The following is a 24,225-nucleotide window of genomic DNA, read 5'->3' as shown; positions in this document are numbered from 1 at the left end:
GGGGCGGGGGCGGGGGAAAGCCGGTCGGCGAGGCGGCGCAGCCCCCGGTAGGAGGCGGTGCGCACGGCGCCCGAGCGTTTGCCGAGGACCTTGCCCGCCGTCTTGGCGTCCAGGCCCACGACGACGCGCAGCAGCACGGCCTCGGCCTGGTCGCGGGGCAGCTCGGCGATCAGCCGGATCGCGTCCCGGGTGGCGATGCCGTCCAGCGCGGCGACTTCGGTGTCGGCCTCGGCCGCCATCGTGGTCAGCGCCTCGACGGGGACGTCGCCGTTGGGACGCCGGGACCGGCGGCGCAGGTGGTCGAGGGCGCGGTGCCGGGTGATCGTCGCGGTCCAGCCGCGGAAGCCGTCGAGGTCGCCGCGGAAGGAGGGCAGGTCGCGGGCGATCTGCAGCCACGCCTCGGACGTCACGTCCTCGGCGTCCGGGCCGACGAGCGCGCCGGCGAAGCGGATCAGGCGGGGCTGCACGTCGCGGTACAGCATGCGGAAGGACTCCTCGTCGCCGTCCTGCGCCGCCCGCAGGGCACGGCAGAGCCGCTCCTCGTCCGCCCGTTCCATCCGGGCCATTGTGCAGGTATTCCGGCCACCGCGTAACATGTACGCGAGTGTTAACGGTGAGTAGTCATTGTGGATGGCTTCCACCAGGTACGGAAGATCCGTCCACCCCGGGAACAATCGCCGGGGCCCGTCGGTTACACATGACAGCCGATGTGCCTGGTGTCCCCGGGCCTCACCTATCGCCTTCACGGAATACCGTTCGGCTGGAGCCGTGTTGAGCCTTTCGCCGAGAGGCGACCCCGCACATCGGCCGCAAGACCAGGACCCCGCCGGGTCGCACGATCCGGCGGGGTCTGGTCGTTTTACGGGCCCCCGCGGACGGGGTTCTCAGTGCTGGGGCGCGAGGGCCGGGTAGTCGACGTAGCCTTCCGCGCCGCCGCCGTAGACGAGCTCCGGGACGTGCGGGGTGAGCGGCGTGCCAGCCGCGAAGCGGGTCGGCAGGTCGGGGTTCGAGATGAACAGCCGGCCGAAGGAGAACACGTCGGCGAGGCCCACCGCGAGGACCTGCTCGCCCGCCCGCTGCGACGTCGGGTCCGGGCCGTTGAAGTTCCCGATGAGGGTGCCCGACCAGCGCGGCCGCAGGTCGGCCAGTGCCCCGTAGGCGCCGCGCTCGATGATGTGCAGGTAGGCGAGGCCGAGCGGGTCCAGGGCGTCGACGAGCGCCCGGTAGGTGCCCTCCGGGTCCGTCTCCTCGATCTCGTTCTCCGGGTTGTGCGGGGAGATGCGCAGCCCGACCCGCTCGGGGCCGATCTCGGCGGCCACGGCCTCGACCGCGTCGAGCGCGAACCGCAGCCGTCCGGCGCGGGAACCGCCGAACTTGTCGATGCGCCGGTTGGTGTTCTCGGCGAGGAACTGCTGGATGAGGTAGCCGTTCGCGCCGTGCACCTCCACCCCGTCGAACCCGGCCCGGACGGCGTTGCGGGCCTCCGCGGCGAAGGCCGCGATGGTCGCCTCCGCCTCGGCGGTCGTCATGGCGTGGGGCGTGACGTGGTCGACGCAGCCCTCGTTCGTGTGGATCCGCTCCCCCTCGATCCGGACGGGCGAGGGGGCCAGGGGGGTCGCGCCGCCCGGCAGGATCAGCGGGTGGGTCATCCGGCCCACGTGCCAGAGCTGGGCGAAGACCGTCCCGCCCGCCGCGTGCACGGCGTCGGTGACCGCGCGCCATCCGGCGACCTGCTCGTCCGTGACCAGGCCGGGGATGCCGGGCCCGCCCTTGCCGAGGACGTCCGGCCAGATCCCCTCGGTGACGATCAGCCCGGCGCCCGCGCGCTGCGCGTAGTACTGCGCCGTCAGCGGGTGGGGGACGCCGGTCGCGTCGTCCGCGCGGCCCCGGGTCATCGGCGCCATGGCGATCCGGTTCCGCAGCTTCAGGTGCGGCCCGTCGTAGGGGAGCAGGAGCGGGCTGGGCATTGCGGCCTCCGAATCATGTATCTACATTGATTGCATGTACATGCAGAGATTGTCATTGCATGTAGGCTGGTGTCAATAGACGGGGAGGAGCCGAGATGAGCGTTCGTGCGGCCGGCTCGCAGGCGGACACCGGCACTGCTGACACCGGCGCGGACACGGGCACTGCGGACTCGGGCACTGCGGACACGGCGCTATGGGACGGCGTCGTCACCCTGCACGCCCGCGTCGAGCAGCAGCTGGCCAAGGCGATGCAGCGGCGGCACGGCGTCGGCCTGTCGGAGTTCCGCGCGCTCTGCCGGCTGTCCCGCGCCGACGACGGCGAGCTGCGGATGCAGGAGCTCGCCGACCTCATCGGCCTCAACCAGAGTTCGGTGAGCCGCCTCGTCGCCCGGCTGGAGGCCGCCGGGCTCACCCGCCGCGCCATGTGCCCCAACGACCGCCGCGGCGTCTACACCGTGATCACCGAGGAGGGGCGGGCCGTGCACCGGAAGGCCGCCCCCACCTACGACGAGACCCTGACCGAGGCCCTCGACGAAGCCGCCGCGGACCCCGCGTTCGCGCCGCTCGTCGCGGCTTTCCGCGGCTGAGCGCGGCCCCCTCGCGGGGACCGCGCTCAGCCGTGGGCGGCCCGGGTCAGCGGGACGCCGGAACCTCCGGGCGGACCGGTCCGGCGGCGGTCGCCGAGGCGGGTTCGGCGGCGTCCGCGTCCAGCGGCTTGAACCGGCGCAGCCGCAGGCTGTTGCCGACCACGAAGACCGAGGAGAACGCCATCGCGCCGCCCGCGATCATCGGCACCAGCAGCCCGGCCGCCGCCAGCGGAATCGCCGCCACGTTGTAGGCGAACGCCCAGAACAGGTTGCCCTTGATCGTGCGGAGCGTGCGGCGGGACAGCCGGATCGCGTCGGCGGCCGCCCGCAGGTCGCCGCGGACGAGCGTCAGGTCGGACGCCTCGATCGCCACGTCCGCGCCCGTCCCCATCGCCAGGCCCAGGTCGGCCTGCGCGAGCGCGGCGGCGTCGTTGACGCCGTCGCCGACCATCGCGACCGTCCGGCCCTCGGACTGGAGGCGCTTGACGACGTCCACCTTGTCCTGCGGCAGGACCTCGGCGATGACCTCGTCGATCCCGACCGCGTCCGCGACGGTCCGCGCCACGGCCCGGTTGTCGCCGGTCAGCAGGACCGGGCGCAGCCCGAGCTTCCGGAAGCGCTCGACCGCCTCCCGCGAGGTCGGCTTGACCTGGTCCGCGACGGTGAGCACCGCGCGGGCCTCGCCGTCCCAGCCGACCGCGACCGCGGTGTGGCCGCGCCCCTGGGCCTCCTCCATGGCGTCCTGGAGGCCGGGGCTGAGGTGCTGCGACCATTCGGCGAGGAGCTGCGGGCGTCCCGCGATGACGCCGTGGCCGTCCACGACCCCCTGGACGCCGAGGCCCTCGACGTTGGCGAAGTCCTCCACCGCGCCGAGTTCGCCGACGCGTTCGGCCGCGCCCTTGGCGATCGCCTGCGCGATGGGGTGCTCGGACGCGTTCTCCAGCGCGCCCGCCAGCCGCAGGACCTCGTCCTCGGACACGCCGCCGGCGGTGACGACGTCGACCAGGGCCATGCGTCCCGTGGTGACGGTGCCGGTCTTGTCCAGGACGATCGTGTCGACCTCGCGGGTGGACTCCAGCACCTCCGGGCCCTTGATCAGGATGCCGAGCTGGGCGCCGCGCCCCGTGCCGACCATGAGGGCGGTCGGGGTGGCGAGGCCCAGCGCGCACGGGCAGGCGATGATCAGTACGGCCACCGCGGCGGTGAACGCGGCGGCGGCGCCGGTGCCCGTCCCCAGCCAGAAGCCGAGCGTGCCGAGCGCGAGCGCGATCACGACCGGGACGAAGATCCCGGAGATCCGGTCGGCGAGCCGCTGCGCCTGCGCCTTCCCGGTCTGCGCCTCCTCGACGAGCCGCGCCATCTGCGCGAGCTGCGTGCCGGAGCCGACCCGGGTCGCCCGGACCAGCAGCCGCCCGCCGGCGTTCACGGTCGCACCGACCACGCCGTCGCCCGGCGAGACCTCCACCGGGACCGACTCGCCGGTCAGCATGGACGCGTCCACCGCGGACGAGCCCTCCTCGACCGTCCCGTCGGTCGCGATCTTCTCGCCGGGGCGGACGACGAACACGTCGCCGACCGCGAGCCGGTCGACCGGGACGCGCTCCTCGCGCCCGTCCCGGATGACCGAGACGTCCTTCGCGCCGAGTTCGAGCAGCGCGCGGAGGGCGGCGCCGGCGCGCCGCTTGGACCGCGTCTCGAAGTACCGGCCGGCCAGGATGAACATGGTCACGCCGGCCGCGGCCTCGAGGTAGATGTTCATCGACCCGTCCGACCGGGTCATCGAGAACTCGAAGCCGTGCTTGATCCCCAGCTCGCCGGCGGTGCCGAAGAACAGCGCCCACAGCGACCAGCCGAACGCGGCGAGCGTGCCGAGCGAGATCAGCGTGTCCATGGTCGCCGCGCCGTGCCGCAGGTTGATCGCCGCGGCCCGGTGGAACGGCCAGCCCGCGTACACGACGACCGGGGCGGCCAGCGTCAGCGACAGCCACTGCCATCCCTCGAACTGCAGCGCCGGGACCATCGCCATCGCGATGACCGGGACCGACAGGACGACCGCCGTGATCAGCCGCTGCCGCAGCGGCCGCAGCCCGTCGTCCGGTTCGGCGGCCTCGTCCTCGGACCGCTTCTGCGCCGGCAGCTCGGCGCTGTAGCCGGCCTTCTCGACGGTGGCGATCAGGTCGTCGGGCGACACCTCGCCGGAGAACTCGACGCTCGCCTTCTCGGTGGCGTAGTTGACGGTCGCGGTCACGCCGTCGAGCTTGTTGAGCTTCCGCTCGATGCGGTTGGCGCAGGACGCGCACGTCATACCGCCGATCGCCAGCTCGATACGCCCGGACGCGGTGTCCGTGCTCATCGCTCCTCCTCTGCCTCGATCGTGCGGTCAGTGCGTGTGGGGCTGGTCGTCGTGCCCCGGTTCGTCATGGCTCGGCTGGTCTTGCTCTGGCTGCTGGACGGGGGCCCCGGCGTTTCCGGCGTGCACGGTGAACTCCGCCGTGCGGACCTTGCCGCCGTGCTTGAAGTCCAGGTACAGACGGTATGCGCCGGAACTGGGCGCTTCGGCGAAGAACGTGACGCCCGGCCCGGGTTCGGTCTCGCCGTCGCCCGGCTCCCCGTCCGGGTGGACGTGGAGGTAGGCGAGGTCGCCCTGGCGCAGCGCCACGAGGTGGCCGTACGCCTCCAGGTAGGGCTCCAGGTCTGTGACCGGCTCGCCGTCCTTGCTCACCGTGAGGGTCAGCTCGGCGGACTTGCCTGGGACGAGGCCGCCGGTCAGCTTGACCTCGTACCCGTCCACCTTCGCGACCTGCTCGGGCTCCGGCAGCGGCACGGGCCGCAGGTCGCCGGGGGCGGTGATGTCGGTCCCCAGCGTGAGCTGCCGCTCCGCGTTCTCGGGCTGGACGTCGGTGAAGAACCGGTACACGCCCGCCTTCGGCAGCGTGATCGGCACCGTCCAGACGCCGCCGGACTCGGTCGGGTGCAGGTGCTGGAAGCCCGACAGGTCGCGCCGTGCCACGATCAGGTGGAGCCGCTTGCCGTGCAGGGGCTTGAAGGCGGTGACGGGCTTGCCGTCCGGTCCGTTGACGGTGAAGCGGAAGTCCGTCTTCTTGCCGGGCGTGAGCGTCGTCCGGTACGGGACGAGCGTGTACCCGTCCTCCGAAACCTGGAGGCCGCCGGGCGGCCGGGACGCGGCCCCGCCGTGCCCGCCGCCGGTGCTCTCGCCGTGGCCGCCGCCCTCGTGCGACGCCTTCTCCACCGAGGCGCCTACGGGGCCGACGACCTTGCCGATCCCCGCGGCGCTTCCGAAGACGACGGCCAGGCCCACGGCGTAGGCTCCCACTTTGGTCGCGCTGTTCATGCCGATCACTCCGCTGGCTTCTCTGGGAGGCCGCCCGCGCGGACGCGCGAGGGCGCTCCGGTCATGCCTTCAGCTGGTATCCGGCCTCTTCGACGGCGTCCTTGACCAGGGCGTCGTCGAGGGGCGCGTCGCTCGTCACGGTGACCCGTCCGGTCGGCAGGTCGACCTCGACGCCGGTCACCCCGGCGATCTGCTCGACCTCTTCCGTGACCGAGCTGACGCAGTGGCCGCAGGTCATTCCGGTGACGGTGTAGGTGGTGGCGGTGCTCATCTGGCGTCTCCCTCCGGTATTACCCCCTGGGGGTATCTTCCGGGCCTCATGCTGTCATAACGTCCACCGGTGGGCAACCCCTACCCCCTAGGGGTTATTTCGAGATCCCGGTCACATCGCGGCGACCTGCCTGGTGAGCGGCCGGTCGAGCCGTCCGGCGGTCACCGCGGGAAAGTTATCCACACCCTGTGCGCACGGCCGTCCGGCACGCGCGGTCTCCGGTTCGCCCGGATTCGCTGAGGTATCGCCCCTGGAGAGGCCGTCCGTCCGCGCGGTCCCCGAGTTGTGCACAGGTTTTTCCACAGCCTTCCACAGCCCTGTGGACGGTCCGCGCGGCGACATCGCGGATACTGATTCCATGCCTGAGCTACCTGAGGTCGAGGCGCTGGCGGGCTTCCTGCGGGAACGCGTGGTCGGTCACGCCATCGCCCGGATCGATGTTCTCGCCATCTCCGCGCTCAAGACCTACGACCCGCCGGTGACCTCGCTGGGCGGGCTCACCGTCACCGGCGCGTCCCGGCACGGCAAGTTCCTCGACCTGGACGTCGACGGGCTGCACCTCGTGATCCACCTGGCCCGTGCCGGCTGGCTGCGGTGGCGGGACGAGATCCCGGCCAGGCCGGCGCGTCCCGGGGGCAAGAACCCGCTCGCGGTGCGCGTCCACCTGGACGACGGCTCCGGCTTCGACCTGACGGAGGCCGGGACGAAGAAGGGGCTCGCCGTGTACGTCGTCCGCGATCCCGCCGACGTGCCGGGCGTCGCGTCCCTCGGCCCCGACCCGCTGGACGACGCGTTCACCCCCGAGGCGCTCGGCGCGATCGTGGACGGCAAGCGCACCCAGATCAAGGGCCTGCTGCGCGACCAGAAGGTGATCGCCGGGATCGGCAACGCCTACTCCGACGAGGTCCTGCACGTCGCGCGGATGTCCCCGTTCAAGATCGCCGCGTCGCTGACCGCGGACGACGTCGCGACCCTGCACGAGGCCATCGTCACCACCCTCCGCGACGCGGTGGAGCGCTCGCGCGGCCTGGAGGCGCAGGACCTCAAGGGCGAGAAGAAGACCGGCCTGCGGGTGCACGCCCGCGCTGGCCAGAAATGCCCGGTCTGCGGTGACACGATCCGTGAGGTGTCGTTCGCCGACTCGTCCCTCCAGTACTGCCCGACCTGCCAGACGGGCGGCAAGCCGCTCGCCGACCGCCGGATGTCCCGCCTCCTCAAGTGACGCGCGGGGTCAGACGAACCGCCAGAGGTGGTCGTTCGTCCCGTTGTCGTCCCAGATGACGATCTGCGCGCCCCGCGCCGTGGAGGCGCCGCTGACGCCCAGGACCCGGCCGCCGTTGCCGCACTGGATCCGGAAGTGGCCGTTCGCGCCGTAGCGCAGCCGCCAGCGGTGGTCGCCGGTGCCGTTGTCCGCCCACTGGAGGACCCGGGCGCCGTTGGCGTTCGCCGCGTTCTCGACCCCGAGCACCTTGCCGCTGTGCGAATTGCGCAGCCGGACGTAGCCGCCGGTGTCCACCACGGTGGTCCAGAGGTGGTCGGCCGTTCCGTTGTCGTCCCACTGGACGACCAGCCCGCCGTCCGAGGTCGACATGCCCTGGACGCCCAGGACGAGTCCCGAGGCCAGGTTCTGGATGCGCCGGTCGCCGTTCGGCGCGAACCACCACCGGTTGTCCGCCGTCCCGTCGTCGGGGTCCTGGGCGGCCTGGGCGCCGGCGGCCGTCGAGCCGCCGAGGATCGCCAGCAGTTTCCCGCTGTTCGCGTTGCGGATCTTGTGCGTGCCGTCGCCCGCGTCGAGGACCGTCCAGCGGTGGTCCGCCGTGCCGGTGTCGGACCACTGCAGGACGCGGGCGCCGTCCGCCGTCGACATGTTCTCGACGCCGAGGACCTTCCCGCTGTTGACGTTCCGCCACTTCACGGCGCTGCCGTCCACGAGCATCTCCCAGTCGTGGTCCGCTGTCCCGGTGTCACCCCACTGGAGGGCGAGGCCCCCGTCGGCCACCGACATGTCCCGCACACCGAGGACGAGACCACTCGCGGCGTTGAACAACCTGTAGCTCGCTGGGGCGCTGCCTCCACCCTCGCCAGGGGCGCGCCAGTACACGGTGTAGTTGTGGCCGTGCGCGTCGTAGAACGGGATGAGGCCCACCTGGGAGCCGTTCGCGGTCGCGGTGAACGTCAGCGAGTTGGTACTGGTGCGGGTGATGGACGCGACGTCCAGCGTCGGCAGCGAGGTCAGCGCGGTGTTGCCGTAGTTGCCCGACAGCACGACCGGTCCGTAGGTGATCGCGGAGACGCCGGCGTCGTCGTTGGCCGCGCGCATGACGACCCGCATGGGCAGCCGGACGGTGACCCTGTCACCGGACGTCCACGACCGGGTCAGGGCGGCGTACTGGCCCGGGGTCGTGGCGATGTTCTGGGCCGCGCCGTTGACGCTGACCGTCGCCCCGCTGGTCCAGGCCGGGATGCGGATGCGCATCGTCCACGTGCCGCCCGCGTCGCCGGTGACGGTGAGGGTGGTGGTATCGCTCGCCGGGTAGCTCGTGGCCTGGGTGACGGTGATCCCGCGCTGCGACCAGTCGAGCACCGACGGGACGAACAGGTTCACGGTCAGCGTGGTGCCGTCCTGGAAGTAGATGGAGTCCGCCAGGCTCATGTTGCTCTCCAGGGCCGTCCCCTGGCAGCACCAGAACGTGCCGTAGTCGGTGCTGAAGCTCCCCCCGCCGACCACCGGACCGGTCTGGCCGCGGCGGCCGCCGGGGTTGAGCCCGGTGAAGTAGCAGACGTGGCCGTGGCCGCTGGCGGGGTTCTGCTGGCCGATGAGGTGGTTGAGCAGCGCCCGCTCGTAGAAGTCGAAGTACGCCGCCCGGTCCGGGTCCAGCTGCCACAGCTCGCGGGTCAGCTTGAGCATGTTGTAGGTGTTGCACGCCTCGGCCGTGTCGCTGCGCAGGTACGCGGCGATGGCGTGCGGCGCCCGGAAGTGCTCGGCCTGGCTGTTGCCGCCTATCGCGTAGGTGTGCGCGTCGACGGTGATGTTCCAGGCGTTGGCGGCGATGTCGCGGTAGCGGGTGGTGCCGGTGGCCTTGAACTCCCGGACGGCGCCCACCCACTTGGGGACCTGGGTGTTCGCGTGCAGGCCGTTCAGTTCGTCCCGGCCGGCCGCCAGGGGGTCGAAGACGGCCGCGTGGTCGAACCGCCGCGCCGTTGTGAGCCAGCGGGAGTCGCCCGTCTGCTGGTACAGATCGGTCAGGACGGCGTTCATTCCTCCGAACTCGACCCTGAGCGTGGTCTGCATCTGGGCGTACGTCAGCCGTCCGGTACGCCAGTCGACCCACCCCGCGAACCGCAGCAGGACGTCCCGGGCCTGGGTGTTGCCGATGTACCGCCACACGTCGAGCAGTCCCGCAAGGGTCTTGTGGAGGCAGTAGTACGGCACGCCCTTGCGCGTGCCCGTCTCCACCGTGTCGAAGTCGGATTCCGGGAACCCCGACAGGTAGCCGGTGTTGAATCCCGCGGCGGCGTTGTTCGCCTGGCACTTGGCCAGTTCGGCCACCATGTAGTTCGCCTTGTCGCGGCAGGCAGCGTCCCCCAGGACCGCCCACGCCTGTGCCCACGCGGTGAGGAAGTGGCCTTGGCTATGGGTCCGGAATTCGAAGTTGGGCGCCTCCCACCCACCGCATGCCGCCGCTCCCTGCGTCGACAGCCGGTGGTTGGCCCGGAAGCTGTAGAGCAGCCGGTCGACGTCGATGAAGCGGAGATACGAGAGCGTGCGGTTCTGGTTGTCCAGCCAGCGGCCGGCGGTCAGGCGGACCCGGCCCGGCTCGAAGGAGCGGGCCAGGACGCCGATGTCGTCGCGGGCGGGCGGCAGGGCGGCCGCGGCGGGACCGGCGCCGAGGGCGGGCACGGCGGGCGCGACGGCGGCCACGCCCGCGGCCTGGAGGAGCCGGCGGCGGCTCAGACGTGGGATGGGCATGACGGACTCCAAGATCGTTCGACGGGGGGCGGGAACGCCGCCCGGCGCGCTTCCGGGGACCGCACCGGGCGGCGTGCTCAGGGGGTGGGTCTAGGGCGTGACGCGGAACGTGGCGTCCTGCCGGTCGGTGGCGCTCGACGAGGCGCCGACCGGGTCGATCCGCAGCACGAAGCCGGAATGCCGGAGGTAGTGCGACGGGTGGGTGTGGGAGCGGAACGAGGACCAGCTTCCGTCGGCGAGGCCCGCGGTGCGGTGGAAGGTGGCGTCGGCGCGGAACGCCGCCGTGCCGTCGTTCTGCTGGAGCCGCACCTCGAAGTTGCTGTGGCGCAGGTAGTGGCCGGGCACGTTCACGGACTCGAACGACACGCCGGCGGAGTCGGCCAGGCCGGGCACCATCCGCCACATCTGGTCCTGGTACGGGTCGAACGGGTACGCGTCGAGCCGCGCCGCGTAGTTCGCGTGCCGGACGTAGCGGTCCGGGTAGTTGGACGACTTCAGCCGCACCCAGTCCGGGGTGCCCCAGCGGGCGACCAGGCCGTCGTACTCGGCCGCGGTGATCCCGGTGATCGAGCCGTGCTTGGAGTTCAGCGGCGGGGTGTAGTCGCGCTGGTTCATCGCCGTCCACGCCCCGCCCGCCACACTCGGGGCGGACCACGCGTAGTAGTCGTTGTTGACGGGGCTGAACGAGTCGCCCCACAGGCGCCACCCGTTGCCTTCGTTGTTCCTCACCAGCAGCGGCGCTTCGATCGCGTTCCCCTGGCGGAGACCGCCCGTGTAGGTGGTGAAGCTGTTGGGCGCTCCCGTCGATGACCTGGCCCCGTACAGAAGGCCGTTGGACAGGTTCTTGTAGTAGAGGTAGGTGGTTCCGCCGTCCACCACGATGTCTCCGTCGAGGACGCCGTGGCCGGGGCCGAAGTAGACCTGGGGCCCGCTCACCGTGCGGAAGTCGGCCGTGTAGTTCACCATCAGCACGTCGCTGCCGTTGTTGGCGGAGTAGACGATGCCGTACTGGCTGCGGGACGCGTCCCAGAACGCCGTCGGCGCCCAGGTGTGGGTGTTCAGGGTGTGCATCCGGATCCGGCGGTACCCGGTGAAGCTCCGCAGATCAGTCGAGTCCCACACGTGCAGGTACTGGTTGTTCTGCGAGAAGTCGGTGCCGTTGAGGTCCGTCGCCAGGACGACGAAGGTGCCGTCCTGCCTGCGGAACACGAACGGGTCGCGGAGGCCGCGCGTGCCGGCGGTGGGCGTGGCCACCGGGGCGTTGCGGTTCAGCGGCGTCCAGTTGAGCCCGTCCCGGCTGACCGCGAGGTGCAGGCCGTAGTTCGCCCCGGTCATCGAGGGCGACTCGGTGAAGTACGCCATGACGTACGCGTCGTAGGTCGCCGCCGCCGCCGGCGGCCCGTGCGCCACGAGGGCGGCGGCCGCGGTGGGCACGCTGATCAACAGGGCGAGGACTCTTCGGCGGGGGATCAACGCACCGATCCTTTCCGGTGAACCGACGGGAGCGTCGGCCGTTGCCATTGGAAATCGGCCGGCCGCCACCGGCGGCCGCCAAAAGGGAGCCGTTTCTCGCGGGTGTGGACTTGCCCGTCAATGTGAGCGATAACATCAGCAGTGTCAAGCCCATGACCGCATCTCAGCGGCTGTTAATGGTGAAGTGTTAGCGCGAACACCCATCTGCCCTGGGCCTTAACAGCGTCGTGAGATGGACAGCCCGGCCTTGGACATGCGTAGGGCCCCGGCGCGACCGCCGGGGCCCGTGGCTTACGGATAGTTAGGGAACGGAGCCGGAACGGGGATGGCTCGTTCAGCGGACCTTGGGAACGTCGCCGAACAGCGGCGCGACCTCCGTCCAGCGGTGCAGCTGGCAGCCGTCCTTGCGGCTGAATTGGGCGTCGACCTTCTTCCCGTCCCAGGTGCCCTTGACCGTGGCGACCTCCGGGCCGCCGTAGATGTGCGTGCACATCTGGTCCTTGGGGACGGGCTTGAACGGGTCCTTGGCCTTGGTGAGGGCCGCGCAGGCTTCGGCGGCCTTGGGATGGTCGCCGCCCGGGGGCGCGCACGTCAGGGTCCAGGACTTGGCGGGGGCCTGCTCGGAGGCCCGGACATCGATGGTGAGCGTCTCCGCCGGCGAGCTGGACGGCTGCACGGACGTCGTGCCCGAAGGCTCGGCGGCGGGATTTCCGTTGGCCTGTTCGTCGCCGCAGGCGGCCGAGAAGAGGAGCACGGCCAGCCCGGGCGCTACGAAGAGGAGCGTCCGATACCGCATGAGTGATTCGACGCACAGGGGGTCGGCGCGGTTCCATGGGGGTGTGATGAATTTCGGGGACGACGTGCCGGCCGTGCGGGCCGCTGACGTTCCGCAGGACGCCTACCTGCTGGACGTGCGGGAGCAGTACGAGTGGGACGCGGGTCACGCGCCCGCGGCGGTCCACATCCCCATGGGCCGGCTCGGTGACCGGGCCGGGGAGGTGCCGCGCGACCAGGAGGTCTTCGTGATCTGCCGGTCCGGGGCCCGCTCCGCCCAGGTGACCGTCGCGCTGAACCAGGCGGGCTGGCTGGCGAAGAACGTCGACGGGGGAATGAAGGGCTGGGCCGAGGCCGGGCGTCCGATGGAGGGCGGCGGCGACGGCCCCCCGCACGTGGCGTGATCGGCACCGGCGCGGACACGGGGCGCCAGGGCCGGTAGCCGGGCCGGGGGCAAAGGTTACCGAGCGGTAGCCTTACCAAACGGTAAGTGTGACGTGGGAACTTTCGGTGCAAGTTACCCCGCGTCGCGCGAGGTGCGGTGGCACGATTGCAGACGTGAACCACGTCCACGATCCGATCGCGCGCGCCGTCATCGAGAGCGCCGCCGATGCGATCGTGGCCGTCGACCAGCGCCACCGTGTCACCGTGTGGAACCCCGCCGCCGAGCGCATGTTCGGCTGGACGGCCGACGAGATGGTCGGGCGGGTGCCGCCGATCGTCCCGGACGAGCTGAAGGCCGAGCACAACGCCGTGCAGGAGCGGCTGCTCACCCGGCCCGCCGGCGAGGGCGAGAGCGGGCAGATCTCGATCGCCACCCGCAGGTTCCACCGGGACGGCCGCCTGATCGACGTGCGGATCGACACGAGCCTGCTGCAGGACCCGTCCGGCACGCTGCTCGGCTGGGTCGGGGTGTACCACCCGGTCGACGAGGACGAGGTCGTCCAGCACTACATGACCGAGCGGGCCCGGCTCGTCCGCCGGCTGAACGACATCGTCGCCGACCTGAACGCCGAGCTGGACCTCGCCGTCGTCCTCGACCGGATCACCGGCGCGCTGATCGAGCTGACCGGCGCCGACGCGGGCGGGTTCGTGCGGATCGAGGGCGAGCGGCTGCGGCTGGTCAGCATGTCGGGGCTGCCGGAGCACATGCGCGGCCGGTCCGCCGAGCTGCGGCCGAGCCTGGTGGGGGAGCTGCTGCGGTCCGGCAAGACCGTCAAGCTCGCGACGGGCGAGCGGCGCCTCGGCGACCTGATCTGGTCGGAGCTGTCCGGGCTGCACACCATCGCGCTCGGCCTGTCGTACCTGCAGAACCGTCCGTACGGCGCGCTCTACGCCCTGTTCTCGGGCCGCAAGGTCGGCCACACCGAGCTCGAGCTGCTGGAACTGCTCGCCGGGCACGCGGGCGTCGCGGTCGGCAACGCCGTCGCCTACGCGGAGGTCGTCCGGCAGCGGGCGCACGAGCGCGCCGTCATCGACTCCAGCGCCGACGGCATCGCCGTGCTCGACCACGATCTCGTCGTCCGGCAGTGGAACCCGGCCGCGCACACCCTGACCGGCATCCCGCCGGAGGACGCGATCGGCCGGCCGCTGCCGTTCGACATGCCCGCGCTCGGCGAGATGCTGACGTTCCGGCTGGAGTCGGGGACGTGGCTGAACGTGCTGGCCGCCGAGATCGAGGAGACCGGCGAGCTGGTGGTCGACTTCCGCGACGTGTCGGAGGCCAAGGCGCTGGAGGAGGCCAAGGACCTCTTCCTCGCCACCACGAGCCACGAGCTGCGCACCCCGATCACGGTCGTGCAGGGGTTCGCGTCCACGCTGGTCAACCGGTGGGACGAGATGGCCGACACCGACCGGCGCGCCGCCGTCGCCACCATCGCCGAGCGCGCCCAGTCGCTCGGCCGCCTCGTCGAGCACCTGCTGCTCGGCTCCCGCGCGGGCGCCGACGAGCTGACGGTGACGATCGAGTCGTTCGACCTGGCGCGGGTGCTGACGGGGGTCGTCGCCGGGTTCCGGTCGCTGTCTCCGCTGCACCGCGTCGAGCTGGAGGTCGACCCGGACCTGCCGCCCTGCCAGGGGGACGCGATGGCGACCGACATCGTCCTGGGGCAGCTGCTGGAGAACGCGTTCAAGTACTCCCCCGACGGCGGGACGGTCAGCGTCCAGGCGGTCCGCGACGGATCCGACATCGTTGTGACGGTCGTGGACGAGGGGATCGGCATCAAGGCCGGCGACCACGAGCGGATCTTCGAGCGGTTCGTCCAGGGCGAGGCCGGGGACCGGCGGCGGTTCGGCGGAATAGGGCTCGGGCTGTACATCGTGAAGCGGCTCACCGAGGCGCAGGGCGGAAAGATCTCGGCACATCCGGCCCAAAATGGCAATCGTGACGGATCTCACATGGAGCCGGGCGGCTGGGGAGAAAACGGGTCCGCCGCGCCGGTGTCGCCGCCCGTTTCCAGGCAGAACACCCTGCTCCGCACCGCCGACGGGCGAGGACCCGCAGGTGGCGCGCGTCGCGGAGACGGCACGTGCATGCGGCTCGTCCTCCGCGCCGCCCACTGACCGCCCGCCGCCCGGCGGGCCCCGCGCGACGTGCTTACCGCGCGGCCACTCCGTCGCCGGTGCCGCGGTGAGACCGGTGTGACCAGGGCAATCGGCGGCCTCGATGGGTGGCAGGGTTGGCCTCTGCGGGAAAGTGCGGTGTCCGGGGGGTGTGATGGACGAAACGCGTGCGTGAGGAGTAAGTCCGCCGTTGGCTGGATAGATCCTTTGATGGTCGCCGTTGGTGACGGGATTCCGATCCGAGGGTGATCACCGTGACCGGAGGTGCGGTGACTCGTTGTGCAGGTGGCAGACTAGTTGGTTCGTGTTTCCGGTCGGGATCCAAAGGGCATTTCGGTCCTACTGGAAGCGCGACGACGGGAAGCGTCCGAGTAAGCGGAACCTCGGGGAGGTGAGGGCGTCGAGCGTAGTACTGCTGCCCCACGCACCGTCCAGCGTCGCGGTCGCCCGCAGGCGCCTCAGCTCGGAACTCGTCGACTCGGGCGTCTACGACGCCATCGTCGACGACGCGACCGTCATCATCAGCGAACTCATCAGCAACGCGCTCCGGCACGCCCGGCCGCTGCCGTCCGGCCAGGTCAGGGTCCGGTGGCGGCGCCGCGGGGAGGTCCTCGAACTCGAGGTCAGCGACGGCGGCGCCATGACCGAGCCGCGCCGCGGCCCCGGCACCCTGTCCTCGCTCGGCGGGCGCGGGCTCGGCATCGTCGAGACCCTGTCCGACGGCTGGGGCGTGCGCCACGAGGACGGCTCCACCACGGTATGGGCCATCCTGCGGGCTCCCACCGCGTCCGGTGATGAGGAGGCGGGGGTGCTGGACGGGGCGCAGAACGTTCCCGACCTCTCCGACTGGCCGGACCTCCTGGACGAGCCGGAAGAGTTCCACGACCGGAGCCGCACGGCGACCAGCAAGGCGTACCCCGCGTAAAGCCGCATCCCGCGCGGCCGGTCCGATGGTCAGATCTCGTCGCGGAGCAGCGGGCACGACATGCAGCGCGGCCCGCCCCGGCCGGTCCCCAGCTCGCTGCCGCTGATCCGGATGACCTCGATACCGGCCGCCTCCAGCTGCGCGTTCGTCTCGATGTTGCGCTCGTAGGCGACGCAGAGGCGCGGCGACACCGCGAGCGTGTTGTTGCCGTCGTCCCACTGCTCCCGCTCCGCGGTGACCGGGTCGAGGCCGGTGTCGATCACCTTGATCCGCTCGACGCCCATCGCCGCCGCGGCGGCGTCGAGGAACGGGCGCGGCCCGGTGACCCGCAGGTCGCCGTCGCCGAGTGTGACCGTGTAGGCGACGAGCGAGTGCGCCATCGGCGGGTACATGACGACGGTGTCGACGTCGACCATCGTGCAGACGGTGTCGAGGTGCATGGTCGCCCGCTCCTGCGCGATCGGGACGGCCAGCACGGTGTGCGCCAGCCCCGCAGCGATCACCTGCCGGGCCAGCCGCTCCACGCCGGCCGGGGTCGTCCGCTCGCCCGTGCCGACCGCGATCACCCCCGGGCACAGCAGCAGGACGTCGCCGCCCTCCAGGTGCTCCAGGGACGGCGAGTACACCGGCTCCACCTCAGCGAACCGCGGGTGATGGGCGTAGACGAGGCCGGTGAGCGCCGCCTCCCGCCGCCGGGCCTCCATGGCCAGGCTCGTCACCGCCACCCGGTCCCCGATCCACGCGCTGTTGTCACGGGTGAACAGCAGGCCGGGCAGCGGGTCGATGATGAAGTCGAGCCGGTCCATCAGCCGGTAGACGAGCCCGTGCCCGGCCTTGAGCTCCTCGTGCGCCAGCCCGGCGATCAGCGTGTGCGCGAGGTTCTCCGGTGCGAGGTCCCGCAGGTGGTCCGTCACGACGCGGCGTAGCTGGTCGCCGAGGCGGAGGTCGGCGGTGACGTCCGCGATGGCCTGCTCCCGCGCCTCCCCGTACTCCAGCGCGTCCTGCAGCAGCTCCGTCAGGTACAGCACGTCGACGCCGTGCGACCGCAGGGCCTCGGCGAACGCGTCGTGCTCCTCCTGCGCGCGGCCCACCCACGGAATCGCGTCGAACAGCAGCTTGTCGCTGTTGCGCGGCGTGAGCCGTTTCAGCTCGGCGCCGGGACGGTGCAGCAGGACGGTCCGCAGCCGCCCGACCTCGCTGGTGACCCGGTACTCGTGTGCCGTCCTCGTTGCCGTCACACTCCGCAGTCTAGGTGCGCGCCGCACGGCGGAGCCGACCGGACGGCCCTGTGCCAAGATGCGTCGGTGACCGGCAGGACGGCGGCGCTTCCGCTCCATCTCACGTCGGCGACGCTGTTGCGGGTGTCGGCCGAGGGCGTCGCGACGGCGCTGGTCCTGACCGTCCAGGCGCGCACCGGCAACGCCGCCACCGCCGGTTACCTGCAGACCGCGATGACGCTGCCGTACGTCCTGAGCGGCCCCTTGATCGGGCACGCGCTGGACCGGGTCGGCCGGCCCCGCCGCGTCGCGGTCTTCCTCGCCGCCGGGTACACCGTCGCGACCGCGGTGCTGCTGGCGGTGGCGGGCCGGTCGCCGCTCGTCCTCGCGCTGCTCGTCGCGGCCGTGATCGGTGTCACCGAGCCGATCGTCGTGGCGCTGACCAGCCTGCTTCCCCGGTTCGTGCCCGCGGGGCGGCTGTCCCGCGCGTACGGGCTGGAGGCGTCCAGCTACAACCTCGCGGGGATCGCGGGCCCCGGCCTCGCCGCCGGTCTCGCCTCCCTGGCGGGCGGCCAGTACGCGGGGGTCGCCATCATCGCCGTCGGCGTCCTCGGCCTCCTGACGCTCCCCCTCCTCCCGTTCCCCGGCCCGCCTCCCGGCAAGGACGCCGACCCGGGCGCCGGCCCGCGCCCCGGCACCGGATGGTTCCCGATGATCGCGGGCGGGCTGCTCGTGCTGGCCGAGGTCCGGGTGCTGCGGGCGCTGACCGCGGCGACGACGCTCGCCTGGATGGGCTTCGGCGGCGTCGCGGTGACCGCGGTGCTCCTCGCCGAGCACATCGGGGCGGCGCCGAGCGCCGGCGGGCAACTGCTCGTGGCGCTCGCGATCGGCTCGCTGATCGGCTCGCTCGCGTCCAGCCGCTGGCTGACGCCGAAGCACGGCGAACCGGTCATGATCGCCGGGCTGGTGGCGTTCGGCGCGTCGCTCGCCGCCCTCGCGGTGGCGCCGTCGCTGGCGTGGGCGACGGCGGCGTTCGTGGTCGCGGGCGTCAGCGAGGGGCCGGTGTTCGCCGCGACCCTGATGCTCCGGCAGCGCGAGTCGCCGCCGGAGCGGCTCGGCCAGGTCAACACCACGGCCGGCAGCCTCAAGATCGGCGCGTCCGCGGTCGGCGCCGCGCTGACCGCCGCGTCCGCAGCCGCGATCGGCCCGGTCGGCCTGGTCCTGGCGATCGCCGCGTTCCAGTTCGCGGGCGCCGCCGTCGGCCTCGTGCTGCTGCGCGTCCCCGCAGGTGAAAAACCTGTCGACGCGGTGCAGGGCGATTCGTAGTCTTCGAGCATGTTCTTCGCAGCCGGCACCATGACGCTCGCAGGCCACGCCCTGCTGAGCGCGGTGCCGGCTGCCTTCTCGGCAGCCGCAGCCCTCGACGACGGCGCGCGAAGCTGACCCCTCTCCGTCCTGCCCCTCGGAGAACCAGCGGAGGGGGGTGTCCGGGAATGCGCATGCACGCGCATGGGTTCTCACCGGTCCCACCAGTGAGGACGAGACAATGGCGAAGCAGCTTTACGAGCGCGGCAAGCCCCACCTCAACATCGGCACGATGGGGCACGTCGACCACGGCAAGACGACCCTGACCGCGGCGATCACCAAGGTGCTCGCCGAGCGCGGGACCGCGTCCGCCGTGCCGTTCGACCGCATCGACCGTGCGCCCGAGGAGCGCGACCGCGGGATCACCATCAACGTCGCGCACGTCCAGTACTCGACCGCGACCAGGCACTACGCCCACATCGACATGCCCGGCCACGCCGACTACGTGAAGAACATGATCACCGGCGCGGCGCAGGTGGACGGGGCGGTGCTCGTCGTGTCCGCGCAGGACGGGGCGATGCCGCAGACCCGCGAGCACATCGTCCTGGCCCGCCAGGTCGGCGTCCGGCACATCGTGGTGGCCCTCAACAAGGCCGACATGGTCGAGGACACCGAGTTGCTCGACCTCGTCGAGCTGGAGGTGCGGGAACTGCTGTCCGAGTACGGGTTCCCCGGCGAGGAGATCCCGGTCGTCCGGGTGTCCGGCCTGCGGGCGCTGGAGGGCGACCCGTACTGGACGGCCCGCATCGGCGACCTGCTCGACGCGATCGACGCGTACGTGCCGGTGCCGCCGCGGATCCTCGACCAGCCGTTCCTCATGCCGATCGAGAACGTCCTGACGATCACCGGGCGCGGCACCGTCGTGACGGGGGTCGTGGCGCAGGGCCGGATCGGCGTCGGCGAGGCCGTGGAGGTCGTCGGGCTCGGCGAGTCGTTCGGCACGGTCGCGACCGGGCTGGAGACCTTCGGCCAGTCGATGGCCCACGCCGAGGCGGGCGACAACACCGCGATGCTCCTGCGGGGCGTCAAGCGGGACCAGGTCCGCCGCGGCCAGGTGGTCAGCGCGCCGGGCGCGATCCAGCCGCACCTGCGGTTCCGGGCGCGCGTCCGGGTGCTGACCGCCGACGAGGGCGGGCGGAGCAGGCCGTTCTTCCACGGGTACCGGCCGCAGTTCCACTTCCGCACCACGGACGTGGTCGGCGACATCGACCTCGGCGGCGAGGGCGGCATGGCGCTGCCGGGCGACTCGGTCGAGATGACGGTCGAGCTCGGCAAGCCGGTCGCCATGACCGAGGGCCTCGGCTTCGCGATCCGCGAGGGCGGCCGGACGGTCGGCGCCGGCACGGTCACCGAGGTGCTCGGCTAGCGGGACGGGGCCCGGCGGGATCACTCGCCGGGCCCCCTCTCCTTCGGGGGCGAACCGCCACGTCCGAGCGGCCCGGTCGTGAAATGACCGACTGGTCGCGAATCGCTGGCGGAAGCGATCTTGTTGTGGTGGAATGCCGCTGTCATCCCCGCTGACACCCCCACTGGAGAATGTGTGCGATCCCCCCGCGCCCTGATTCCCCTGTTCTCGGTCTGCGCGGCCGCCGCGGTCGTCACCGCGGCCGCCACCGGCGCCGGCATCGGGGACATACCGGGCGGCGGAGACTCCGCCCGCGCGGACGGGACCGTGGCCCATGCCGACGGTGCCGCCGTGGGCGCGCACCCGGTGACGATCAACGCGATGACCTGGAACGTCTGCGGCGACGCGGAGCCCGGCTGCCCGCTCGGCACGGACCCCGCCGGCCTCGGCAAGAAGATCGTCCAGCGGATGAAGGCCACCGAGGTGGGCGGGCGCACGGTCAGCACGAACGCCGTCCTCCTCCAGGAGGTCTGCGAGGGCCACGTCCGCGGCTTCAAAAAGACCCTGGGCAAGTGGAGCTGGGCGTTCGCGCCGCTCCCCAAGGGCCCGAACTGCGCGCGGGGCCAGGGCCGCCTAGGCGTCGCCATCGGCACCGACGCCCCGCTCACCCAAGCGGAGGAGGCCGAGCTGCCCGCGCCCGCCGGCCGGGCCCCGCTCGCCCTGTGCGGGGACGTCCCGTCCTGGACGACCCGGGTCTGCGTCACACAGCTCGACCCGGCCGAAGGCGACGACTGGCGGCACAAGCAGGCGAGCGCCCTCGTCGACCTCGCCGGCCCCGGCCGCGTCCTCGTCGGCGGCGACCTCGCCGACGTCCCGGACAGCCCGTCCCTCGACCCCCTCTACGAGGCCTACGCCGAGTGCGACCAGACGGGGTCGTCCCGCACCGGCGCCAACACCCGCCAGAACTGGCAGGGCACTGCGGTCGACAAGACCGACTACCTCTTCACCACCCGCTCGGCCGCCGTCTCATGCAGCGTCCCGAACACCCGCACCGCGGCCTCCGACCACCGCCCCCTCTCCGCCGCCGTGAGGTACTGAGCAGAGTTTTCTTGCATTGCCCTCGGCGGTCAGGCCCTGGAGGGCCTTCCCTTCAACGGGCAATGCGCGCGATCGCTGCATCGCTCCGGCTCGCCTAGGGGCTCGCTGCGCGATCAGGTTTCTCGCAGGCTCGAAACCTGCCTTCGGACGCGATCGCAGGCGTTGAGGTTGTGGCGGGGTTGCGGGGTTGCGGAGGTGGCTGGGGGCGTTGCGTCCGTGTGCCGAGGTTGAGGCCGGGCGTGAGAAGGGCGCCCCGTAGTGTCGGGGCGCCCTTGCTCGCGTGTTAGTGGACGGCGCGGTCGTGGCCTTCCCAGTAGGGCTCGCGGAGTTCGCGCTTGAGGATCTTGCCCGTGGGGTTGCGGGGGATCTCGTCGCGGCGCTCGACGGTGCTGGGGCACTTGAAGTGGGCCAGGCGCTCGCGGCAGAAGTCGATGATGTCCTGCTCGGACACGTCCTCGGACAGCACGACGAGGGCCTTCGGGGTCTCGCCCCACTTGTCGGACGGGACGCCGATGACCGCGCAGTCGGTGACGGCCGGGTGGCTCATCAGGACGTTCTCGATCTCGGCCGGGTAGATGTTCTCCCCGCCGGAGACGATCATGTCCTTGACCCGGTCGTGCATGTAGATGTAGCCGTCCTCGTCCATGTAGCCGACGTCGCCGGTGCGGAACCAGTTGTCGTCGGAGAGCGCGGACGCGGTCGCGTCGGGCAGGCCCCAGTAGCCCTTCATGTTCTGCGGTGTCTGGCAGATGATCTCCCCGACCTGGCCGGTGGGGACCTCCTCCTGCGTCGCCGGGTCCACGATCTTGATCTTCGTGGTGGCGTTCGGCACCCCGGCGCTGCGCAGCCGGTGGGTGTTCGGGCCGTCCGGGTCGTGGTCCTCCGCGGGCAGCATGGTGATCGCCCCGGTGACCTCCGTGAGCCCGTACACCTGCATGAACTCGGTGTTCGGCAGCATCCGCATCGCGCCGCGCAGCACGTCCTCGCTGATCGGGGACGCGCCGTAGAGGAGGAGCTTCAGGCTGGACATGTCCGCCTCGGCGACCTCCGGGATCAGCTGCATGAACTGCAGCAGGACCGGGACGAGGAAGATGTGCGTGACCTTGTGCCGCTCGATGCCCTTGGCGATCAGCGTCGGGTCGGGCTCGCGGGCGATCACGCCGGCGAGGCCGTTGTAGATGGAGGAGACCGAGAGGACGTTGCCCGCCACGTGGTACATCGGCATGGCGATCATCAAGACCGACGACTCGTCGATCTCCCAGAGGTCGTTGGTCACGGCCAGGGCCGCGAAGAAGTTGTCGTGCGTCAGCATGACGCCCTTGGGGCGGCCCGTGGTGCCCGACGAGTAGAGCTGCACGAACACGTCCGAGGAGGCGGGCTCGTACTCGGGCGCGGTGTCGGGCGCGGCGTCGATCCAGGCGGCGTAGTCCTGGTAGGCGGTGTCCCCGCCGTTGATGACGACGCTAAGGCTCGTGTGCTCCAGCTTGTCGGCGATCGCGTCCAGGACGGGGACGAACTCGGGGCCGACGATGAAGACCTTGGCCTTCGCGTTGTTGACGATGTAGGCGACCTCGTCGGGCGCCAGCCGGTAGTTCACCGGGACCTGGACGGCGCCGATGCGCGCCGCGCCGAACAGCTGCTCGGCGTACTCCAGGGAGTTCTTGTCGAGGATCGCGACGCGGTCGTCCCGTCCGACGCCCGCGCCCGCCAGGGCGGAGGCGACCCGGTCGACGCGCCGGTCGAAGTCCCCGAAGCTGATTTCGGTCTCGCCCGCGATGTACGCGACGCGATCGGGATGCGAACTCGCGCGTTCGCGCAGTACCTCGGTCAGAACCGCCACGATAGGCCCCTTCGCCGATAACCGCCTGTTTAGCCTGGTTGTCCCGGCATCATGCGGCCATCGGCGGTGCCCCGGCAAGAGGGCGGGACCACTTGGCTAGTTACTTTTTGACATCTTGGAGACCGCGGTCACGGCAAGTACCACCACGACGGCGATGAGTCCGATGAAGAAGAAGAACTTCATCATGGCCAGGATCGACCCGATGACGGTCATCACCAGCCACACCGCGAGAATCACACCGAGAACGGTCAGAACTGTCTTACCCATGCCTTCACCGTATGCGCTCGGTCCGCGGAGGTCATCACCCTTGGGGACGACTCTGCGACGTCATCCCCCACCGTGAGGCGGAGCCCCACCCTGACCCGGGCCCTGGGGTTCCGGTCAGGTGCTCAGGGTTTCGTCGATCGCGCGGAAGGTGGGGCAGGGCCAGCGGGCCATGCAGGCGCGGCAGCGGTGGATGGGGGCGCCCGGGTCACTGCTGATGCCGCCGGACTCCTGGGGCCGGTGCAGGTCGAGGAGCCGGACGCCGAGCTCGGCGAACATGATGACCTCCTCGCGGGCGCCCGCGAGGAAGGAGAGGTCCTCCCGGGACAGGCGCGCCTTGACCGGGACGAAGCCGTTCCTGTTCATCAGGCGGTAGAGGTACTGGGTGGACGTCCGCCACGAACTGGACTTCGCCGAGCGCGCGCGGATCGCTTCCAGGCGTTCGCGAACTCGGGCCTCCCTCGGATCGGCCTGCCGCCCATGCCGCTGTTGCACCTGCTCAGCCTCTCCTACTCGGGGCCCCCGCGAGGCGGGAACCGGGAGAACACCGGACCGCCCGCGGACATCGCCGCTTGCGAGATCATGACATCACGGTGCGTAGTTCTCAAAGCGTGTGGACTGCCCGAGCGGCGACACGCCCATGCCGCAAGGGACTTGGTCAACTGTCTGGCCCGCGGGCCGTTCGCGAGATAGTGTGCCGGACGTGGAGCTAAACGTCTCGACCACGTCTCAGGAGGATCACGCCGTCGTTACGGCGGTCGGTGAGCTGGACCTCTACACCGCGCCACGGCTGCAGGCGGCCCTCGCGGGCCTCCTGCGCGACCAGGTCGACCGCATCGTGGTCGACCTGAGCGGCGTCGAGTTCTGCGACTCGACCGGCATGAACGTCCTGCTCGCGGCCATGAAGCGGCTCAAGGAGCAGGGCGGCTCGCTGGAACTCGCGGCACCGCGCCCCGCCGTCAAGCGCATCCTCCAGGTCACCGGGCTCGACACCGTGTTCACCGTGAGCGACGCGGCACCCGCCATGGACGCGGGCTGACCCGGTCCGTCCCTTATCGTCCGTAAGGCTGCCCACCGGCGAGAGCCGGGGGCGGCCCCTTTCCGCACGCCCCCGCCCGGCCGGGATGAAGCGCGTTCGTCCCGCGGGCCACCGCGCCGGAAACGGGCCGGGGCGTTCCCGCCGGCGACCCCCGCGGCCCGCCCCTCCCCGTCTGC

General features: G+C 71.5%; 21 protein-coding genes. 9 read left to right on the top strand and 12 right to left on the bottom strand.

Annotated features, from left to right (window positions below; genetic code table 11):
- Together E1266_RS20855 and E1266_RS20850 are read right to left on the bottom strand one after the other, a co-directional pair.
- On the bottom strand, positions 1 to 557 hold a 557-nt coding region (locus tag E1266_RS20855; protein ID WP_243718662.1), incomplete at its 3' end, for an RNA polymerase sigma factor.
- Between the two features lie 327 nt (positions 558 to 884).
- Positions 885 to 1,967, bottom strand: coding sequence for an alkene reductase (locus tag E1266_RS20850; RefSeq protein ID WP_132049438.1), 1,083 nt, complete (start codon positions 1,965 to 1,967; stop codon positions 885 to 887).
- Between the two features lie 95 nt (positions 1,968 to 2,062).
- Between E1266_RS20850 and E1266_RS20845 the strand changes: the two genes are divergently transcribed.
- A complete protein-coding gene (locus E1266_RS20845) occupies positions 2,063 to 2,554 on the top strand; it encodes a MarR family transcriptional regulator (protein WP_132049437.1) in 492 nt (163 codons plus the stop codon).
- A gap of 46 nt (positions 2,555 to 2,600) precedes the next feature.
- Here E1266_RS20845 and E1266_RS20840 read toward each other — a convergent pair whose 3' ends face one another.
- From E1266_RS20840 to E1266_RS20830, 3 genes are all read right to left on the bottom strand, one after another.
- Positions 2,601 to 4,907, bottom strand: coding sequence for a heavy metal translocating P-type ATPase (locus E1266_RS20840; protein WP_132049436.1), 2,307 nt, complete (start codon positions 4,905 to 4,907; stop codon positions 2,601 to 2,603).
- Between the two features lie 27 nt (positions 4,908 to 4,934).
- Positions 4,935 to 5,906 carry a hypothetical protein gene (locus E1266_RS20835; protein WP_132049435.1) on the bottom strand — a complete coding sequence of 324 codons (972 nt, stop codon included), beginning with the start codon at positions 5,904 to 5,906 and terminating at the stop codon, positions 4,935 to 4,937.
- 61 nt (positions 5,907 to 5,967) lie between these two features.
- Positions 5,968 to 6,177, bottom strand: coding sequence for a heavy metal-associated domain-containing protein (locus E1266_RS20830; protein WP_132049434.1), 210 nt, complete (start codon positions 6,175 to 6,177; stop codon positions 5,968 to 5,970).
- A gap of 358 nt (positions 6,178 to 6,535) precedes the next feature.
- Here E1266_RS20830 and E1266_RS20825 point away from each other — a divergent pair, with 358 nt between their 5' ends.
- Positions 6,536 to 7,399: a DNA-formamidopyrimidine glycosylase family protein gene (locus E1266_RS20825; RefSeq protein WP_132049433.1), complete on the top strand. Its 864-nt coding sequence runs from the start codon at positions 6,536 to 6,538 to the stop codon at positions 7,397 to 7,399.
- 9 nt (positions 7,400 to 7,408) lie between these two features.
- Here the strand turns inward: E1266_RS20825 and E1266_RS20820 are convergent, their stop codons facing one another.
- From E1266_RS20820 to E1266_RS20810, 3 genes are all read right to left on the bottom strand, one after another.
- Positions 7,409 to 10,147: a beta-L-arabinofuranosidase domain-containing protein gene (locus tag E1266_RS20820; RefSeq protein ID WP_132049432.1), complete on the bottom strand. Its 2,739-nt coding sequence runs from the start codon at positions 10,145 to 10,147 to the stop codon at positions 7,409 to 7,411.
- A 90-nt stretch (positions 10,148 to 10,237) separates the two neighbouring features.
- Positions 10,238 to 11,581, bottom strand: coding sequence for a glycoside hydrolase family 43 protein (locus E1266_RS20815; protein ID WP_243718666.1), 1,344 nt, complete (start codon positions 11,579 to 11,581; stop codon positions 10,238 to 10,240).
- Between the two features lie 373 nt (positions 11,582 to 11,954).
- A complete protein-coding gene (locus tag E1266_RS20810) occupies positions 11,955 to 12,416 on the bottom strand; it encodes an SSI family serine proteinase inhibitor (protein ID WP_132049429.1) in 462 nt (153 codons plus the stop codon).
- A 46-nt stretch (positions 12,417 to 12,462) separates the two neighbouring features.
- Between E1266_RS20810 and E1266_RS20805 the strand changes: the two genes are divergently transcribed.
- The 3 genes from E1266_RS20805 (at position 12,463) to E1266_RS20795 (ending at position 15,881) form a co-directional block, all read left to right on the top strand.
- A complete protein-coding gene (locus E1266_RS20805; protein WP_132049427.1) occupies positions 12,463 to 12,798 on the top strand; it encodes a rhodanese-like domain-containing protein in 336 nt (111 codons plus the stop codon).
- A gap of 145 nt (positions 12,799 to 12,943) precedes the next feature.
- Positions 12,944 to 14,956, top strand: coding sequence for a PAS domain-containing protein (locus tag E1266_RS20800; protein WP_243718664.1), 2,013 nt, complete (start codon positions 12,944 to 12,946; stop codon positions 14,954 to 14,956).
- Positions 14,957 to 15,347: 391 nt separating this feature from the next.
- A complete protein-coding gene (locus E1266_RS20795) occupies positions 15,348 to 15,881 on the top strand; it encodes an ATP-binding protein (protein WP_132049425.1) in 534 nt (177 codons plus the stop codon).
- Between the two features lie 29 nt (positions 15,882 to 15,910).
- Here E1266_RS20795 and E1266_RS20790 read toward each other — a convergent pair whose 3' ends face one another.
- A complete protein-coding gene (locus E1266_RS20790; protein ID WP_207945797.1) occupies positions 15,911 to 17,119 on the bottom strand; it encodes an arginine deiminase in 1,209 nt (402 codons plus the stop codon).
- 66 nt (positions 17,120 to 17,185) lie between these two features.
- On the opposite strand from E1266_RS20790, the gene E1266_RS20785 reads away from it, so the two are divergent.
- The 3 genes from E1266_RS20785 to E1266_RS20775 all read left to right on the top strand — a co-directional run bounded on the left by E1266_RS20785 (position 17,186) and on the right by E1266_RS20775 (position 20,906).
- Positions 17,186 to 18,424, top strand: a complete 1,239-nt coding sequence (locus E1266_RS20785) for an MFS transporter (protein ID WP_165966147.1) — start codon at positions 17,186 to 17,188, stop codon at positions 18,422 to 18,424.
- Positions 18,425 to 18,644: 220 nt separating this feature from the next.
- Positions 18,645 to 19,829 carry an elongation factor Tu gene (gene tuf, locus E1266_RS20780; RefSeq protein ID WP_132049419.1) on the top strand — a complete coding sequence of 395 codons (1,185 nt, stop codon included), beginning with the start codon at positions 18,645 to 18,647 and terminating at the stop codon, positions 19,827 to 19,829.
- Positions 19,830 to 20,003: 174 nt separating this feature from the next.
- On the top strand, positions 20,004 to 20,906 hold the full coding sequence (locus tag E1266_RS20775; RefSeq protein ID WP_132049417.1) for an endonuclease/exonuclease/phosphatase family protein: 903 nt from the start codon (positions 20,004 to 20,006) through the stop codon (positions 20,904 to 20,906).
- A gap of 283 nt (positions 20,907 to 21,189) precedes the next feature.
- Here E1266_RS20775 and E1266_RS20770 read toward each other — a convergent pair whose 3' ends face one another.
- The 3 genes from E1266_RS20770 to E1266_RS20765 all read right to left on the bottom strand — a co-directional run bounded on the left by E1266_RS20770 (position 21,190) and on the right by E1266_RS20765 (position 23,505).
- Positions 21,190 to 22,746, bottom strand: a complete 1,557-nt coding sequence (locus E1266_RS20770; protein ID WP_132049415.1) for a long-chain-fatty-acid--CoA ligase — start codon at positions 22,744 to 22,746, stop codon at positions 21,190 to 21,192.
- Between the two features lie 96 nt (positions 22,747 to 22,842).
- Positions 22,843 to 23,013, bottom strand: coding sequence for a hypothetical protein (locus tag E1266_RS38120; protein ID WP_165966146.1), 171 nt, complete (start codon positions 23,011 to 23,013; stop codon positions 22,843 to 22,845).
- Positions 23,014 to 23,127: 114 nt separating this feature from the next.
- Positions 23,128 to 23,505 carry a hypothetical protein gene (locus E1266_RS20765; RefSeq protein WP_132049413.1) on the bottom strand — a complete coding sequence of 126 codons (378 nt, stop codon included), beginning with the start codon at positions 23,503 to 23,505 and terminating at the stop codon, positions 23,128 to 23,130.
- Between the two features lie 208 nt (positions 23,506 to 23,713).
- On the opposite strand from E1266_RS20765, the gene E1266_RS20760 reads away from it, so the two are divergent.
- The gene (locus tag E1266_RS20760) at positions 23,714 to 24,049 is read left to right on the top strand and encodes an STAS domain-containing protein (RefSeq protein WP_184878281.1); all 336 of its coding nucleotides are present in this window, start codon (positions 23,714 to 23,716) and stop codon (positions 24,047 to 24,049) included.
- Positions 24,050 to 24,225 lie beyond the last annotated feature (176 nt).

This window comes from Actinomadura sp. 7K534, from assembly GCF_004348575.1.
Taxonomy (GTDB): Bacteria; Actinomycetota; Actinomycetes; order Streptosporangiales; family Streptosporangiaceae; genus Spirillospora; species Spirillospora livida.
Note: the sequence above shows the minus strand (reverse complement) of the source record. Positions and strands in the feature narration are given on the sequence as shown.